This is a genomic window from Micromonospora sp. NPDC049900 (assembly GCF_044461025.1).
Classification (GTDB): domain Bacteria; phylum Actinomycetota; class Actinomycetes; order Mycobacteriales; family Micromonosporaceae; genus Micromonospora.
This window is the reverse complement of the sequence record NZ_JBITKM010000011.1, coordinates 187,391-204,627: the sequence shown is the minus strand read 5'-3', so window position 1 is coordinate 204,627 and position 17,237 is coordinate 187,391. Positions and strand designations below refer to the sequence as shown.

Sequence of the window (17,237 nt, the reverse complement as noted above, 5' to 3'; positions counted from 1 at the left end):
CACACGCCACAACCCCCCCCGCGGGGTTAACCCCCTGCCCCCCGGGGGTATTACCGCCCGGGGGCGACGCCCCCGGCCCCCCCCCCCCCGCCCGGGCGGGGGGGGGGGGGCCCACGCCTCTTGAGACCGCACATCCCGCTTTCTGATCGGGACTGCGCACCGGTGAGACCCACACACTGTCGACCGCCGGCACCGGCCGGTGCGGTGCAGGCCCGTCGTGGGGAGTGGCGCGGTCATGGTGACGAGATGGGGCAACAGATGGCGGCGCGGCCCGGACAGCGGCGACGCGCTGCGTGCGGCGACGACTGCCGCACCGCCACCCACGGAGGCCGCCCGGCCGGGTCGGGCGGCCGGGCGTAATCCGTTCACCTGGCTGTTCCTGTGGTGCGCGGGGGTGGACCGCACCCTCGTCGAGACCCGGCTGGAGCGGTACCGCTACGTCGGCATCGGCGTGTTCATCGTGCTGATCGCGACCCTGTCGGCGGTCATGTTCGCCCTGTTCGGGTCCGTGATCCGGGGCGGGTTCACCGTCGCGCTGATCCCGTTCGCCGTCGGCTGGGGTGTGCTGATCTTCTGGGCCGATCGCTCGATCATGGCCGAGCCGAGCTACGGCGACCTCCGTCAGGTCGACGCCGGATCCGCCACGCGGCGCGCCGGCTGGTGGTCGCGGCGCGGTCGCCGACTACCGCAGTACGGCTTCCGGGTGGTCATCGCCGTCGGTGCCGCCTTCCTGGTCACCGAGGCCGTCCTGCTGCTGCTCTTCCAGTCCGAGATCCGCCGCGAGCTGGACCGCAGCCACACCGACCAGGTCCGGGTGGCGCAGCAGGTCGACTCCCGGGGCGAGACGACCCAGATCGCGGCGCTGCGGTCCGAGAAGCAGGCGAACGACGACCGGGTCACGGCGGCCGAACAGGCGGTCACCGAGGCGGCGGACGCCCTGGCCGGCGAGGCGGACGGGTCCAGCGGCAGTGGACGGCCCGGCTTCGGTCAGGTCGCCAAGCAGCGTGAGACGGAGCTGCGGCGACTGCGCAAGGTCGCCCGGCAGACCCGCGATGAGGTCGCCACCGCCAACGCCACCCTCGACGAGCGCATCGAGAAGCTGCGCAGCGACCGGCAGAGCAGGATCGACGCGAGCGTCGCGGCGATCACCGCCGACCGCGGGTGGATCACCCAGGAGCGGGCGCTGCACCGGTTCCTCCAGGACAACCGCGACAACCTGCTGGTGGTGGCGATCCCCTGGGTCCTGCGGGTGACGCTGCTCGCCATCGACCTGCTGCCGGTCTCGCTCAAGCTGCTCGCCCCGCCGACCCTCTACGACCGCCGGGTCCGGGCCCAGGCCGAGCTGTCGGCGTATCGCACCACGCGGTGGTTGCAAGCCGGCCGTGACTCCGTCGACCAGGTCGCCGACCTCGACCAGGTACGCGCCAACACCCTCTACGACCTCGCCCGCGAGGAGGAGAACTACCGCAAGTCGACCCGTCTGGGTCACCTCAGGAACGGCGGCTGACCAGCCCCACCCGAAGCGGAGATGCCGATGTCGCACACCACACAGGACCGGATCGACGGGTACCGACGATGGGCCGAGCGGGTACGCGCCCAAACGCAGACCGCCACCGGGCCCGCCGAACTCCTCGAACTGCACAAGGACCTGATCGCCCGGACCTACGAGCTGGAGAACGCCTGCCTGGCCCCGGTGACCATCGGCGTGGTGGGTGAGTACAGCGCCGGCAAGTCCCTTCTGCTGGGCACTCTGCTCGGTCGTCCGGAGCTGCTCCCGGTGTCGACGGAGGCGACGACCGGCAACGTCACCGCCGTACGGCTCAGTGCCGGGCCACCGGGCTCACCGGTGGAGGTGACGTCCGCCTCGGTGAGCCTGCTGTCGGCGGCACAGGTGTCGGCCGGCGCGGCCTTCATCCTCAACAAGATCTGCAACACGGTCGCCGAGACCAACCTGCCCGTCGACGTGTCGACGCTGCGCCACTACCACCCGGTGCGGGACGGCTGGACGACCTTCGAGACGTGGTGCCGCCGGTACGTCTGGCCGGAGCATCCCGAGGGCACCCTTCCCGAGTCCAGCGTCCTGGCCATCCGGGACTCGGCGTGGGAGCTGCTGCGCATCCGTGACGCCCTGGACCGGGCCGGGGAACTGGTGCACCCGACGAACGCCGGGGCGTCACGTCCGCTGCACCTGGGCGCGTACGCCGAGGGACTGACCATCGGCGGCGCCCGCAGACCACCGTCGTCCTATCCGGTCCGTCCACCGGCGATCCCCCTCCCGGCGCACACCGAACTGACCGCGACGGTGCTTCGGGAGATCTTTCCCCTGCTGGGGCGGATCACGCTCCAGGTCTCGGTGCCGGCGGACCGGTGGCCGGTCGACCGGCTGGCCGGCGTCCAGGAGGTCGAGTTCCTCGACTTCCCCGGCCTCAACGCGCGCGGTGCCGCCCGCGACGACTTCCTCTCGGCCGCCCTGCTGCGCGACACCCACACCATCCTCATCACCGTACGGGCGGAACGGCCCGGCACCGAGGTCGCCACCAGGTTCCTGGCGCTGCTGGCCGGGCACGGTCGCAGCAAGGCCGAGCTGGCCGACTCGGTACTCGTGGTGGGCACCATGTTCGACCTGCTCACCCCACCGGCCGCGCCCACCGGGGCGGTCACCGTCGACCAACTCGCCCGGACCGACCCCGGCTTCCGCGACCTGGCCCGCACCGGGTACGAGCTGACCGGCCAGCGCCCGGACCGGATCGCCCTGGCCAGCCTCCTGCACGCGATCGACGTGCATCGCCTGCCGTACCGGCCGGACCGGGAGCTGGCCGGGGTGCTCGCCGCCCACCGTGCGGTCGTGCGGCAGCGGATGGCGGCCTGGCGCGGGATCGGGGACGCGCTCACCGCCGGGGACGCCACCGCGCCGCTGGCCCGGGCGGTCACCGCCGCCGCCGAGGACGGCGGCGTCGAGGCGCTGCGGGCGCTCGTCGCCCGACACGTGACGGAGCACGGCGTACGGCTCAAGCTCGACGCGCTGCGTCGGCACACCGCGACGATGCACCAACTCGTCACCACCCTCCAGTGGCACGACACCAGCGCCTCGCGGCAGGCCGGCGACGACGTGGTGAGCGACCTGTTCCGGCTGCGCGACGAACTGCTCGCCGCAGAACAGGTCCTCGTCGGTGGTGCGGCGAAGCTTCGCCCCGGCACCGCCGACCCGGCGTGGCGGCAGCATCTGGACGACTCCCTCGACCTGCTGCGGGTCTCCGTGGCCCGCACCGTGTTCGCCTGGCAGGGCTGGGACGAGACGCTCGACGCCACGCTGCACACCGGACGGGTGGTGGTACCCACCTCCGCCGCCGGCGAGCACGTCGTCGACGAGGACGACGACGAGGAGGACCGGCGTACCCACACCCCGCAGACCGGGGGCGGCGGTGCCGAACTGCTGACGAACACCGCCCAGTTGCGGCTCCGCTTCGCCGGACTCGTCGGCGACGCCACCCGGGAGGCGGGTCGGCAGTTCAACCGGCTCACCGCACTCTGGGTCGACGAGACGACCAAAGCCCTGACCTCGGTGTGGAACGGTCCCGGCGACCCGTTCGACGAACCGGCCCGGGCGGCGGCGCTCGCCGCGCTGGACCCGGACGGCGGGGCCAACCGGCGCACCTGGCTGCGCAGCTACACCCAACTGCAATGGGTGGTCAAACGGATCCGTCGGCGGTCCGACGCGCTGGCGCAACCGGTGCCACTCGACGGCCCGGACGTACCCGACCTGTTCCCGCTGCTGCCCGCCCAGCAACTGCCGTGGGCGACCGCACCCGGGCAGGCAGCGGTGACCAGCCAGGACGAGGGGCAGGAACAGCACGTCGTCCGGCTGCTGCGGATGCGTCAGGAGGTCGCCGACGGTGTGCTGCGCGTCGCCCAGCAACGCCTGTTCGACGCGCTGGTGGACCTGGCGGACCGGGTCCGGCGGGAGGTCACCGAGGTCCACCAGGAGATCCCGAAGGCGGTGTCGATCGAGCGGCTCGTCGCCGACGAGTCCGCCGCCTGGCTCGGCGGGAACACGCAGCCGGGCGGCACCACGACCGGCTCGGTGTGGCAACGACTGCTCCGGGACTGGCCGACCGATCTGGATCCCAGCGAGGAGGGGAACAAGTGACCGTCGAGATGCTCTTCGAGCCCGCAGCGGGCAGCCGTACCGCCGTGGTGGCACCCGACCGGTTCCGGCTGTACCTGCACCACGGGCGCTATCACCTGCCCCGGGTGGCGATCCGCGCCGTCGGCGGGCCGGTGGAGGTGTGGGACGTGTTCCTCGCCGACGCCGCACCGGCCACCGGGGCGCTCGGCCGCTATCTGGCCCGCAACTACCCGACGACGTCGTGGCGGGCCGTCACCGTGGGTGAGCCCCAGGAGGTGTCCGCCGCGGTTCCGGTCTTCGAGTACCTGAACCTGCCCGGTGCGGCCGGTCGGCTGGAGTCCGTCCGGCTCACCTGGCGGGTGACCTTCGGCGGCGAAGCGGTCACCACCCGGGACTTTCCCCTGCTGCTGGAGTTCGCGGCACCCGACGCCGAGCCGGAGACGGACACGCTCTCCGGTGGCGAGGGGCTGGGCAGCGGGGTGGCCGAGCAGCCGCTGCGGCAGCCGGTGACCGGGCACCAGGTGGCCAAGATGTTCGCCATCGACTTCGGCACCTCCAGCTCCACCATCACCATGGTGAACGACCACAAGATCCAGGGCAGCGACCTCGACCCCGCACAGGACGAGGTGCTCCGCACCGCGCTGGCCGAACTGCTCCAGTCCGCCGGGCCGGACGACGGCGCGGCCCGGCGCGCCTGGCTCGACCTGCGCGACAAGTGCCTGCGGCTGGTGCGGGAACGGACCGCCGGCCTGCCGGGCGCCCAGGACCACCCGTCCACCGACATCGACGAACTGGTCCGGCTGCTCGACGACGCCAGGGAGGGTGTCAGCGAGTTCCGGGCCCGGGTACGGGACCTGGTGCTGATCGCACTGCGGCCGGGCGCCACCAGCGATCCCCTGCTGAGCACGTGGCTCGCGGGCCGCCTGCACCGGATCCTCGACGACGCCCTCTACACCCCGGCGCTGACCACCTCGAAGCTGATGAAGGTCCAGTTCGACCAGGTCGACAACCCGGACACCGTCTCCAGCACCGTGCACGTCATCGGCGCTGATCCCGCGCCGGCCCGGGTCAGCCTGGTGCGGCCCACCGAGGACGAGAAGGGGTACGTCCGGTCGCTGCCGGGTCTCAAACGGTCGTTGGGCCGGAGCCGGCCGTTGGCGCCGGACCTGGCGGGACTGAACTGGAATCCCGCTCCCAGGAAGCCGGCCAGCAGCGACTTCCTGGTGCTGCACGCCTACAACTGGCTCATCGACAGCGCGTTGCGCTTCGCGGCGCGCGGCGGGACGGGGCAGCCGCAGGGGGTGGGCCACGTCGTCGTCACCTATCCGACGACCATGCCGCCGGCCCGCCGGGAACGACTGCGCAGCCTGTTCCAGGACGACCTGCTGGTGCCGCTGCCGACCTTCACCTACGACGAGGGGGTCGCGGCCGGCATGTACTTCCTCATGCGGGAACTGCGCGGCAGTCTGCCGGAGGGGATGGAACGGTTCCGCAGTCGCAGCCGCCCGGTCGACGTGGCCGGACAGCGGGTCTGGCGGCGGAACCTGCTCGTGATCGACATCGGGGGCGGGACCACCGACATCGCCCTGCTCGCCCTCGACCTGGAGGACCGGACCCCGGCCGCCGCGAACGACCCGAGGGCGGGCTGCTCCTACCTGATCACCCCACGGGTACTCGGCTCCACCGGACATCCGCAGCTCGGCGGTGATCTGCTCACCCTGCGGGTCTTCTACTGGATCAAGGCCAGGTTGACCGACGCGCTGGTGGCGAACCTGCCGGAGGAGGAACGTCGGCGGATGCAGGACACGTACCAGTGGCCCGGGATCAGCCGGGCGATCGACGGCAGCTACCAACCGCTGGCTCCGATGGTGCTGGCGAACCAGACGCTCGACCCGGCACCGTCGTCGGTCCGCCAGGCGTTGAGTGACCTGCTTCCGACCGACGCCGAGTCGGGCATCTCGACGTACGCCTTCAATCTGTTGTGGACGGAGGCGGAGACCGTCAAGATCGAGCTGGGTCGGCTGACCGGGCCGGGATCCGTGACCGTGCTCGACACCCAGCTCGACCAGGTCCTCGCCGAGGTCCGCCGGAGCAACGTGCCGCTGGTCGACAGCGGTGTGCGGGCGCCGTCGCTGGAACTGTCCAGCGAGGACTTCGTCCGCCTGGTCCGGCCGGTCGTGGTCAAGGCGGCCGACCTGGCGGCGGACATCGTCAACGTACGCCTGCGCGGCGCGGACGCGGAACCGCTCGACCAGGTCTTCTTCTCCGGGCGGAGCGCCCAGATGCCGGTGGTACGCCAACTCGTCGGCGAGACGCTCGCCCGACGGCTCGCCCAGCACGGCTCCACCGGGGCCTGGGACCCGTCGGCGATGGCGGTGGAGACCACGAACGCCAAGCAGGCCGCCTCGCTCGGGGCCTGCTGGGCCGAGGAGCAACAGAACCTGCGCGGCACCGCCGAGGACGGCGCCGGGATCGTCGCCCAGCTCAACCGGGGCGGCAGCGCCGTCATGATCGACGTGAACAACATGTTCCTCTCCCTGCCGTGCCACTTCTTCCTGCGCGAACCCGACGGCGGCAGCGGGCTGCTGCTGCTGGAGGCGGGCGCACCCTGCCGGTACAGCGACCGCAACGGCAACCTGGCCGCGCGCAGCCGCTGGTATCCGGTTCCGCGCAACCTGCGGGTGCACCGCGACCTCGGTGCCCGCGAGTCCATCGAGTGGGGCGAGTTCCAGTTCCACCTGGCGACCCACGCGTTGCGCCAGACCGGTCTGACGCTGCCCGACGAGCCCCCCGCCGACCTGTACTTCCAACTACAGATCGACCAGGATCTCACCCCGACGGTCTTCCTGTGCGTGGGCGGGGCCCCCGACCACCTGCTGCACGAGCCGGGGGTGAACATCCTGCCCCGCCTGCGGGCCGCGGTCACCGGCCCGGACGGGGCCATCGACCGGCTGCCGGTCGCGGTCCACGTCGGGGCCGCCTCGGCCCGCCACACCGGCCATCGGTCGGACGGCGCGACCCTGGTCTTCCCCGCCGCCACCGACCACCCGGCGTGGCCGCACCGGATGCACACCCTGCATCCGGACGAGCCGCCGGTGCCCGGGATGGTCAGCGAACAGCCGCTGCCGACACCCGTGGACATCGGCGACGGGCGGCGGCTGTGGCAGTTCGAGGGGGTCGACGCGGCGGGCGACACCGTCGTCCTGGCACATCTCGAACCACCTGACGGACCGTACGACCGCGCGGTGCCCTACTTCGCCTCCCTGGACCGACGCGGTTGGCTGCGGGTGCACCGCGGCTATCCGCGTTACCTGACCACGACCCGGTTGACCGACATGCTCGGCCACCCCGGGGCCGTCTTCCACACCGCGATGAGCGAGGGAGAACCGATGTGGAACGACAACTGGGACCCGTTCACCGGGAAGCACTGATGGAGCCGACGGACGGTGCGCCGCTCGAGGTGACGCTCGACGCCCTCGCCCGGCGCGGCGGGCCCCGTGCCGACCAGGCCCGGCAGGCCCTCGACGAGCTGGGCCGGGCGCTGGCTGCCGCCGCCCACTGGCCGCCGCCCGGTGACCACGCCGACCGGGAGACGGCTCGGCTGATCGGCGACGTGCTGCGCCTACTGTGGGCCGTCGCCGACCCGGTGCCGACCGCCGCTGAGCCCACCATCGGTGCACCACGCACCGGGGACACCGAGCCGCCCGTCACGGCATCGCGGAGCGCGGCGGCGTCCACCTCCGGCTTCGTGGCGCCCGGCGGTCCGGCGCGGGGGCGGCCGGTACTCGCAGACGAGGTGGCCGCGCTCGTGGCGCAGTTCCTCGCCGACGGCGAGGTGGCCGCCTGGCGGGACGCCGCACCCCCGTTCGACCCGGCCCACTCTTGGGAGTGGATGTGGTTGACCTGCCTCGGGTTTCCCGAGCGGCAGGCCACCCGGTGGCGCGGCCGACTCGCCGGGCTGGGTGAGGGTGTCGCCGGGCCGCCGGGCGCGCTCGTACCGGCCCTGCCCGGTGTGGGCAGCGCCGGGCTCGACCTGGCCTGTGCGGAACCGGACGCCGAGGTCTCGGCGGCGCTGCACGGACGCGAGGACGACCTGGCGCGGCTGGTGACCGACGTGCTCAGCCTGGCGGGCAGTCGCGCATCGCTGGACCACAGTCTGCAACCGGACGGAGCGGGCAAGCATCGGCTGGACGAGGAGGGCCAACAGCGGCACTACCGGGAGCACCTGTTGCGCCGACTGCGGGAGTACGCAGACGAGCGCGACCAGGGCGGTCGGCTGCGCCGCCTGGTGGTGGTCGACGAGGCGGTGCGCTCCCTGTTCCCGCGCCCGTTGCCCGCACCGGGCAGTTGGTGGCGGCAGTTCGCCGAGCGGTCCGACGTGTTGCTGCGGGACCGCTTCGCCGACCACGACGCCGAGATCACCGTGCCCGCCGGCCCCTATCCGCCCTGCTGGCCCGGGAAGGGCAAGAAGTCGACCAGTCCGAATCTGGACATCAAGGTGGCGAGCGATCCGACCAAACGGCGTCATCACGTGGAATGGGTGCTCCGGGTCGCCTACCGAGTCGGCGACCGCACACTGGACGGTCGAGTGATCTACACAGAGTGAACGGGTTTCCGGCGTACCGTGAAAGATGATGCCGGGTGGCCGCCCGAGGGCGCTAGCTTCCTCGCATCCGCTTCGCCGGCCCACCCGGGAGCTCCCGTGATCCCCGAACAGCGAACCGCCCCCAGCAGCCCGTGGCCCGCCGGCAGCTTCCTCGCCGGGCTGCCCGAAAACGACCGCGCGGTGATGTTGGCGGCCGGCAGTCCCCGGTCGTGGCGGCCCCGCGACCTGATCATCCGTGAGGGCGACACCGGCACCGCGGTCATCCTGCTGCTGCGCGGACACGTCCGGGTACTCGGCCACAAGGCGGACGGCAACCCCACCCTGCTCGCCGTCCGAGTCCCCGGTGACCTCATCGGTGAGCTGGCCGTCCTCGACGGCGGCCCGCGCTCCGCGTCGGTCGTGGCGGCGTCGGCCGCCTCGGGACGGGTCACTCCCGCCGCGGACTTCCGCCGGCTGCTCGACGACCATCCCAGCCTCGCCGGGGCGGTACGCCGGGTCGTCACCGCCAAGCTGCGGATGGCCAACCGCCACCGGGTGGACGTCGGTGGCGACCCGGTGCGGGTCCGTATCGCCCGGCTGCTCGTGCACATGGGGGAGGTCTACGGCCGTCCGGTCAGCGACGGCATCCTCGTCGACGTGCCGTTGAGCCACTCCGACCTGGCCGAGCTGGTGGCCGCGGCCGAGCCGAGCGTGCAGCGGGCGCTCGCCGGACTCAAGCGCGACGGCGCGGTGACGCTCGGCTACCGACGGGTGGTGATCACGGACGCGGGACGGCTGCGGACCGTGGCAGCAGCCGTCGCGCCCTAACCGGTGAGGGTCACCAGGGTCATCGCCACCAACGCCGCCAGCACCATCAGCGCCATCCAGTTCAGTGCCCGGACCACGTGCTGGTTCTTCACCATCGCGATCTCCGCCAGCCGCCGGGCCGACTCCCATGCCTCGGCACGCAACCGGCCGGAGGCCGCCCCGGAGGCGGGCGCCTCCGGTCCACCGAGGGCCCCGGCGGCGACCGCCGGGAACGCGAACCGGTTGTCCGGCGCCGGCGGCGTCAGTCGTGGCCGAAGTCCCTGCATGAGGTGGTATCCGGAGACCAGGAAACCGACCACCACGGCCGCCAGCAACGGTACGGCCGCCAGCCCGGCCGCCGCGCCGGAGGCCACCAGCACGGCCGCCTCCTTCAGGTGGGTGGACATCACCACGGCTATGCCGGAGTGCACCACGAGCAACATGCTGACCTTGCTGTCCGCCTGTTGGGTGGCGACCTGGAACGAGGCGTTGATGGTGCCGGCGACGGCGATCTCCTCGGCGGGGGTCAGGGGCGGGTCGGGCGGCGGCGATGGCAGGCCGGTCATGCCGACAGCACACCACCGATCGGCCGGTCGATCGACCTCAGGTGATGGCATCGACACCGAAAGTCACCACCGTCGCGCCGGTCAGGGGTGCGACTGGTCGTCGTCGTGGTGCAGGTCGTCGTGGTGGTGCAGGTCGTCGTCGTGGTGGTGCGGGTCGTGGCGCGGCTCGTCGACGTCGTCGTGGTGGCTAGGCGGATGGTGCTCCCAGCGGTCAGGGTCGTCGTGGTCACGGTGGTGGGTGTCCCGGCCGCCGGGCGACGTCGCACGACCGGCGGCTACCACGGCCGCCCGATGACGGCGGGCGAACTCGGCGGCGACGGTGGCGAGCCCGGAGACGGTGAGCACCGTGGCGACCCCGTCCCAACGGACCTCCGCACCGTACGGATCGGGTGCCGGCCCGGCCGGCGGAAGGCAGATCCAGGCGACCACCGGTTCCCCGCGCAGGGTCACCTCGACGCGGGAGAAGTGCTCCCGGGACAGGCCGGGATAGTTCTGGCTGACCAGGTCCGCATAGAGGGGATGCGGCACGATGACCGCGACGTCGCTGTCCGGCCGGGCGTCGGCCAGCTTCCGCTTCAGCACCGGGACGCCCACCAGGTCGTTGACGAGGATCGAGGCCGGGCCGGCGTAGCCGTTGGGACTGCGGGCGGTGGCACCCTCCACGATCGCCATCCTGGCCCGGACCGGTCCGAACCCGCCCGGATCACGGTTGTTCTCGTACAGCCCGTGCCGGAAGCCCCGGATCAGCGCCGGCACCACGCGGGCCTCGTCGAGCCCCGGCGGGAACACCAGCATCAGGCCGTCGCCGCTCTCCTGCGGCTCGACCTGGCGGATCCGCGCGTAGCGGCAGGCGCACTGCACGATCCGCAGCAGCCGCACCTGGGCGTCGTAGTGGGTCGCCGCGGTACGTCGGCTGTACCCCTCGATGTCGACCGCCATCAGCAGCCTGCGGACGAACCTCCCCTGCGGGACCATGTCTCCGTCTCCTCTCGGGCACCGGGGCGGGACCCACCACTCCCGCCGGACCGGCGGCGCGGTCATTGTCGGACCGCCCGAGCACCTCAGATGCCGTCGTATGACCGGAACAGGGGTCGCCGTCGGACATAGCCTCGACGCGACCGGCATCGTGACCCGGAAGGCCAGGGCCATGTCCTCCACTGTCGTGCCCCCGCATCCGCCACCGGGCTCCGTGCTGACGGAGCTGGCACGCTGCGCCGCCCTCGCCCGGACCGGCGGACCGGCGCTCGACCCGTTGGCCGACCTGCTGCGGCAGGCCGGTGACCGGCTGTCCCAGCCGATGCGGGTCGCCGTCGTCGGCCAGATCAAGCGTGGCAAGTCGACGCTGGTCAACGCGCTGCTCGGCACGCCGGTGGCGGCCACCGGCCAACTGGAGTTGACCTTCACCGTCAACGAGCTGCGATACGCCCCGGTGCCCACCGTCCGGGTCCACTACCGGGGCGACCCGACGCCGACCGAACTGCCACCGGAGCGGCTGCGCGAACTGACCGTCCGCGATCCCGGGCACCTGGCGCACCTGCGGCGCATCCGCAAGGTGGAGTTCGGGCTGCCCCACGACCTGCTGTGCCGGTTCCGGCTGGTCGACACACCCGGGCTGGGCAGCGTGCACGGCGTCGACTCGGCGAACACCAGCGAGTTCCTCGGGCTCGCGCCGACCGACGGCGGCGTCGCGGTGGGCTCCACACTCGACGTCCTGCACCGCACCGCGCGGGACGTGCACCAGGACAGCGCCGCCGAACTGGACCGCGCCGACGCCGTGCTCTATCTGTTCAGCCGCGCCCTGCACGAGACCGACAAGGCGACGCTGGAGGAGTTCCTCGGCGACGTCGGCGGCACGATCACACCGCTGAGGGCCTTCGGCGTGCTGACCCGCTGCGACCAGTTCTGGCCACCGACGGCGGACCTGCCAGGCCGCCCGGACCCGATGACGTTCGACCCGATGGTCGCGGCGCGCGCCCTGGCCGACGAGCATCTTCGTCGGCCCCGGATGCGGCGGATGTTCTACACCATCCTGCCCGTCTCGGGGCTGCTCGGCATCGGCGGACAGACCCTGACCGACGAGCACCTGAACTGGTTGGCCGACCTCGCCACCGCCGACCCGCGACGGCTCGTCCGCCACGCCGCAGACGTCGGACGCTTCGCCCACGCACCGAACCTCAACGGCATCACCCTGCCGGTCGCCGAACGCCGGGCGCTCACCGAACAGCTCGGCGCCTGGGGTGTCACCCGTGCCTGCGGGTACGTCCGCGATGGTCTCACCCCCGCCGAGCTCCAGGACCGGCTGCGGGCCGACAGCGGGGTCAGCGCCCTGGAGGACCTGATCGCGAGCCACTTCGGCAACCGGTCCACGCTGCTCAAACTCGACCACGGGCTGCGCGACGCCGACCGGGAGGTGGCGCGTGTCCGGCTGGCCGCACAGCGGGGCGGGCCGCCCGTGCCCACGCCGGTGGGCGAGGTCGCCGCCGCGGTCGAGCGACTACGCGCCCGGATGCCCGCCTTCGCCGAACTGCGGACGCTGTCGGCCTTCTACAACGGCGAGGTGACGCTCACCGCGCAGGAATCGGCCGAACTGCTGCGCGTCACCGGGGAACACGGCACCAGTTGCGCCGCCCGGCTGGGCCTGCCCGAGGAGAGCGCACCGCGGCTCATCCTCGACCGGGCCCGGGAACGGGTCCGCGCCTGGGCGGCCCGGGAGCAGGATCCGACCCTGGACCGGCCCACCGCGCGGGCGGTGGCCACCATGCGGCGGTGCCACGAACACATCGCCCACCGGGCACGCCAGGCGCTGCGCCTGCTGTCCGGCGTCGACGACCTTGGATCACCCGCTCCGGCCGGAGACGGCACGGCGCCGCACGACCAGCAGGTGATCGTCCACCGCCCGGCCCTTCAGAGAGGTGACCAGTGAACGCGCTCGATCGACTCCGGCAGGACACGCTCTCCCTCCTCGACCACGTCCAGGTCGCTCTCGCCGACGACCTGCCGCAATCCGCCGTCCGGACGCTGACCGCCGAACGCGAGCGGGTGGCGGCCGGCCGTTACCACGTGGTCGTCTGCGGCGAGTTCCGGCAGGGCAAGTCGAGCCTGCTGAACGCGCTGGTGGAACGGATCGGACTCTTCCCGGTCGACCTGGACGTCACCACCGCGACCGTCACCGCGCTGCACTGGGCCGAAACGGAACAGGCGGTGGTGCACTTCGCGGAGGACCCGGACGAACCGTCCGCCGGACCCGCCCCGCTGTCGGTCCGGCCGGACGAGATCGGCGGGTTCGTGACCGAGCAGGCGAACCCGGACAACACCCGCCGGGTGAGCCTGGTGGAGATCGGGCTGCCGCTGGAGCGGCTGCGCTCCGGCCTGGTGCTCGTCGACACCCCCGGGATCGGCAGCCTCAACCCGGCGCACACGGCCGCGACCCGGGCCTTCCTGCCCCAGGCCGACGCATTGATCTTCGTCTCGTCGGCGGTCGAGCCCCTCGGTACGCCCGAACTGGAGTTCCTCACCCACGCCCTGGCCCGGTGCCCGACCGTGCTGGTCGCGATCACCTGCATCGACAAGGTCGTCGACCCGCAGCCCGTGGTGGCGGCGGCGCGCAGCCGCATCGCCGCGGTGGCCGGCAGACCCGAGGACGAGCTGCGGGTGGTCGCCGTCTCCGCCTTACGCAAGACCACCGCGCTGGCCGACGAGGACCCCGAGTTGCTCGCCGAGTCCGGGTTCCCCGCCCTCGATCGCGAGCTGTGGGGGGCCCTCGCGTCCACCTGCGGAGCCCGGCAGGTCGTCCGGGCTGCGGACGCCGTGACCACCCTTCTCGACGACGCCATCGCGCCGCTGGCGACCGAGCTGACCGCGCTCGTCGACGACAACCTCGACAAGCTGGGCACGCAGATCGAGACGGCCCGGGCCGAGGCCGACAAGCTCCGGGCCGAGACCCAGGGGTGGCGACGCAGCCTGCGCGGGGACATGGAGTTGGCCGCCCGCGGCGTACGCGACCAACTCGGCGTGGACTTCGACCAGATCGCCGAACAGTTCCGGCGCAGCCTCGGCACAGACGAGGCCGGGTCCGACCCGAACGCCCTGGCCCGCCGGGTCTCGACCCGGATCGTCGACGCGGGTCAACGCGCCCAACGGGAGCTCCGGCTGGCCGCCGAGCACCTGGCGGACCGGTACGCCCAACGCCTCTCCGTCGTCGTCGACCTCCCGCGGGGCGCCGATCTCGTCGCCGAGGCGGGGGTGCACGACGTGCATCCGGCGCGCAGCAACAAGCCCACCCGCTTCGCCACGTTCCGCACGGGGTGGAGCGGCAGCATGGCGTACGGCGGGGCGGGCGCCGCCATCGGCGCGGTGGCGGGCAGCGTCATCCCGATCGTGGGCGCGTTGCTCGGCGGCATCGTCGGTGGCATGGTCGGCCAGATCACCGGCTGGTTCGCCGGACGGCAGGAGGCCCAGCTCCAGGCCGAACGTCGCCGTCGGCACGAGCAGGAGGCGGCGCTGCGCGACCGCGTCATCCCGATGATCGAGTCCTCCCGTCGACGGGCCGAGCGGCAGTTCACCTACCAGGTCAACGACTACGTCGACGCGCTTGCCCAGGCGTTGGAGGACCACGTGGCCGCGCAGAGCGAGTCGTACGCGGCCACCGAACGGCGGTTGACTGCCGCTCGGGCCCGGGACGAGCGTGAGCGGGCGGAGCGGATCGCGGAGTTGAACGCCCGGGTGGGCGTCTTCGCCGGCCTTCAGGAACAGTTCGACCGGCTCCGGGACCGGGCCCACGACCTGGCCCGGCCGACCGACGAGGCACACCGGCGACCGTGATGACCACCGGCCTCGTCTACGGCGTCGACGTCGGCATGTCCACCTCGACGCTGGTGATCGGCCGTCCCGGCAAGGAGCCGGTCCTGGCCCGCGACCCGGCCGTACGGGCGGGCGTGCCCACCGTGCCGTCGACGGTGTGCCTGCTGCCCGACGGCACCCTCGCGGTGGGTGGCGCGGCCGAGAACGCCGGGCGGCTCCGGCCCCAGCACTACCGCTCCCGCTTCAAACGCGACTTCGCCGACCCGATCCCGTTGGCACTCGGTGAGGACCGCGAGCTCACCGCGCACGAGTTGACCGCCGAGGTGCTGCGCTTCCTGCGCGAACAGGCCGTCGAGACGGTGGCGGGCGCACCGGAGCGGGTCGTCGTCACGGTGCCGGCGAGCTGGGAGGAGCACAACCGGCAGCTCATGCGCGCCGCCGCCGGCCTCGCCGGCTTCGACCCGGCGACGGTCCGGCTGGAGCCGGACGCGGTGGCCGCGACCGCGTACGCCTTCGCCGACACGACGTTGCCGGCGCAGGTCACCGCGCTCGTCTACGACCTGGGCGGCGGCACCTTCGACTGCGCGGTGGCGCAGACCGGTCCGGACGGCGCCTTCGAGGTGCTGGGCAGACCGGGCGGCATTCCCGACCTGGGCGGAACCGACTTCGACCGCCTGCTGCTAGCCCACCTCCGCCAGCGGTTCCCGGACCGCATCGCGCACCTGTTCGCCGACACCACCGACCTCGACCTCCTGCCCCGACGGCTGGCGTTGCGCGACACCTGCGAGCAGATCAAGATCCGGCTCTCCGCGGTCACCGCCCATCCGGCGTACCTCACCGAGCTGGATCCGCCGACGACGGTCACGCTCACCCGTGACGAACTGGACGAGTTGGTCCGGCCGGCCCTGCTGGAGACCATCGCCGAGTGCGAGCGGCTTCTCGACGACCTGGGCCTGCGCTGGTCCGACATCGACCGGATCATCCCGGTGGGCGGGCCGAGCCGGATGCCCTCGGTCGGGCGGACCCTGTCCGGGCACACCGGACGGCCGGTGCTGCGTACCGCCGAACCGGAGCTGGCCGTCGCGTACGGTGCGGCGCTCCTGGCCGTGCGGCCCACGCCCGACACCCGACGGGTCTCCGGCGCCGCCTCCGCCGCCCGGCCCGGCCACGGCCGGTCCACGGCGCCCACCGCCACGCCGACGACCGCCACGCCCGACGGCGGGCCCACACCCGACGTCGACAGGGCGTCGTCCGGCGTCGCCCAGCACGGCCGGACCGACCCCCGGACGATCACGGTGGGACGTCGGGTCTGTGCGGTGGCGGTCGACGGCGCGGGTCTGACCCTGACGACCGGCTCGCCCGGCGAGGTCCAGCTCTGGGACCTACGCCACGAACGGCTGCGCTGGCGCCGTCGCCTCGAACCCGGCGACGACGCGGCCGGCGGCGTCTGCTGCACTCCCGACGGCACCCGGGTCGCGGCGGCGGGGCGGGACTGCACCGCCCGCGTCTGGGACGCCGCCACCGGCGACCATCTGCTGCGGGTACGCCACGACGACCGGGTCAACGCGGTCACCTTCAGCCCCGACGGCGCGCTGATCGCCACCGCCAGCCACGACCAGACCGCCGTGCTCTGGGACAGCCGATCGGGACGCCGGCTGGCCACGTTCGCCGGCACTCACCTGCTGCACGGAGTCGCCCTCCATCCCGACGGCACGCTGCTGGCGACGGCCGGTGGACGCCGGGAGGCCGAGGTGTGGGACGTCGCCGAGCGCAGACGGCTCCGGTCGCTACCGCACGACGACTGGGTCAACGCGGTGGCCTTCAGCCACGACGGCGCGCTGATCGCCACCGCCAGCTACGACGGTACCGCCGTGGTCTGGGACGTCCGGTCCGGTGACCCCGTCACCACCGTCCGCCACGACGGTGGGGTCCTGGCGGTGGCGTTCGGTGCGCGGGGTCGCCTGCTCGGCACCGCCGGGGACGACCGCACCGGGCGCGTGTGGACGGTGCCGGAGGGCCGGGAGGTGGGCCGGGTCCACCACGCCGGGGCGGTGCACGGCGTCGCCTTCGGCGGCCCGACGACCCTGGTCACGGGTGGGCACGACCAGGTCGTCCGGATCACCACCTGGCCCGGGACCGCACGGGAGACTCGCTAGCGTCGGGCTCCCGGCGGAACGGATGCGCGCGCGGATGTCGCCGACGGGTCGACGCGATGCCGACCGACCCGACGATCGCATGGATCGCCGTCGACGGGTTGACCCGACTGTAAGACATCTTTACAGTCCTGTTTCGACGCGTGTCGGCAGCGACCCCACGACGACAGAGGGAGCGGAATGTCCAGACTGCGTACTGC

10 protein-coding genes are annotated in these 17,237 nt (G+C 72.9%); 8 read left to right on the top strand and 2 right to left on the bottom strand.

Going from position 1 to position 17,237, the window contains the following annotated elements; all coding sequences use genetic code 11:
* The first annotated feature begins 235 nt into the window (after positions 1-235).
* The 5 genes from ACIBMZ_RS22880 to ACIBMZ_RS22860 all read left to right on the top strand — a co-directional run bounded on the left by ACIBMZ_RS22880 (position 236) and on the right by ACIBMZ_RS22860 (position 9,539).
* The gene (locus ACIBMZ_RS22880; RefSeq protein ID WP_396696923.1) at positions 236-1,507 is read left to right on the top strand and encodes a DUF4407 domain-containing protein; all 1,272 of its coding nucleotides are present in this window, start codon (positions 236-238) and stop codon (positions 1,505-1,507) included.
* Positions 1,508-1,534: 27 nt separating this feature from the next.
* Positions 1,535-4,147 carry a hypothetical protein gene (locus ACIBMZ_RS22875; protein ID WP_396696921.1) on the top strand — a complete coding sequence of 871 codons (2,613 nt, stop codon included), beginning with the start codon at positions 1,535-1,537 and terminating at the stop codon, positions 4,145-4,147.
* Entirely contained in the window at positions 4,144-7,557 is a 3,414-nt protein-coding gene (locus ACIBMZ_RS22870) for a hypothetical protein (RefSeq protein ID WP_396696919.1), read from the top strand. Before ACIBMZ_RS22875 ends, ACIBMZ_RS22870 begins: the two co-directional genes overlap by 4 nt.
* Positions 7,557-8,732 (top strand): hypothetical protein, encoded by a 1,176-nt coding sequence (locus ACIBMZ_RS22865; RefSeq protein WP_396696917.1) that lies wholly within the window; start codon positions 7,557-7,559, stop codon positions 8,730-8,732. Before ACIBMZ_RS22870 ends, ACIBMZ_RS22865 begins: the two co-directional genes overlap by 1 nt.
* Before the next feature lie 96 nt (positions 8,733-8,828).
* Positions 8,829-9,539: a Crp/Fnr family transcriptional regulator gene (locus ACIBMZ_RS22860; RefSeq protein ID WP_396696915.1), complete on the top strand. Its 711-nt coding sequence runs from the start codon at positions 8,829-8,831 to the stop codon at positions 9,537-9,539.
* On the opposite strand, the gene ACIBMZ_RS22855 is transcribed toward ACIBMZ_RS22860, so the two are convergent.
* Positions 9,536-10,084, bottom strand: coding sequence for a hypothetical protein (locus ACIBMZ_RS22855; RefSeq protein ID WP_396696913.1), 549 nt, complete (start codon positions 10,082-10,084; stop codon positions 9,536-9,538). The two genes, ACIBMZ_RS22860 and ACIBMZ_RS22855, sit on opposite strands and share 4 nt — an antisense overlap.
* Positions 10,085-10,165: 81 nt before the next feature.
* Positions 10,166-11,059, bottom strand: coding sequence for a hypothetical protein (locus ACIBMZ_RS22850; RefSeq protein WP_396696911.1), 894 nt, complete (start codon positions 11,057-11,059; stop codon positions 10,166-10,168).
* 172 nt (positions 11,060-11,231) lie between these two features.
* Here ACIBMZ_RS22850 and ACIBMZ_RS22845 point away from each other — a divergent pair, with 172 nt between their 5' ends.
* The 3 genes from ACIBMZ_RS22845 to ACIBMZ_RS22835 are packed head-to-tail and all read left to right on the top strand — an operon-like array spanning position 11,232 to position 17,040.
* Positions 11,232-13,007, top strand: a complete 1,776-nt coding sequence (locus ACIBMZ_RS22845) for a dynamin family protein (protein WP_396696909.1) — start codon at positions 11,232-11,234, stop codon at positions 13,005-13,007.
* Positions 13,004-14,905 carry a dynamin family protein gene (locus ACIBMZ_RS22840; RefSeq protein ID WP_396696907.1) on the top strand — a complete coding sequence of 634 codons (1,902 nt, stop codon included), beginning with the start codon at positions 13,004-13,006 and terminating at the stop codon, positions 14,903-14,905. Before ACIBMZ_RS22845 ends, ACIBMZ_RS22840 begins: the two co-directional genes overlap by 4 nt.
* Complete coding sequence (locus ACIBMZ_RS22835; protein ID WP_396696906.1) at positions 14,905-17,040, top strand: Hsp70 family protein; 2,136 nt, start codon at positions 14,905-14,907, stop codon at positions 17,038-17,040. The genes ACIBMZ_RS22840 and ACIBMZ_RS22835 overlap by 1 nt, the downstream gene beginning before the upstream one ends.
* Positions 17,041-17,237 lie beyond the last annotated feature (197 nt).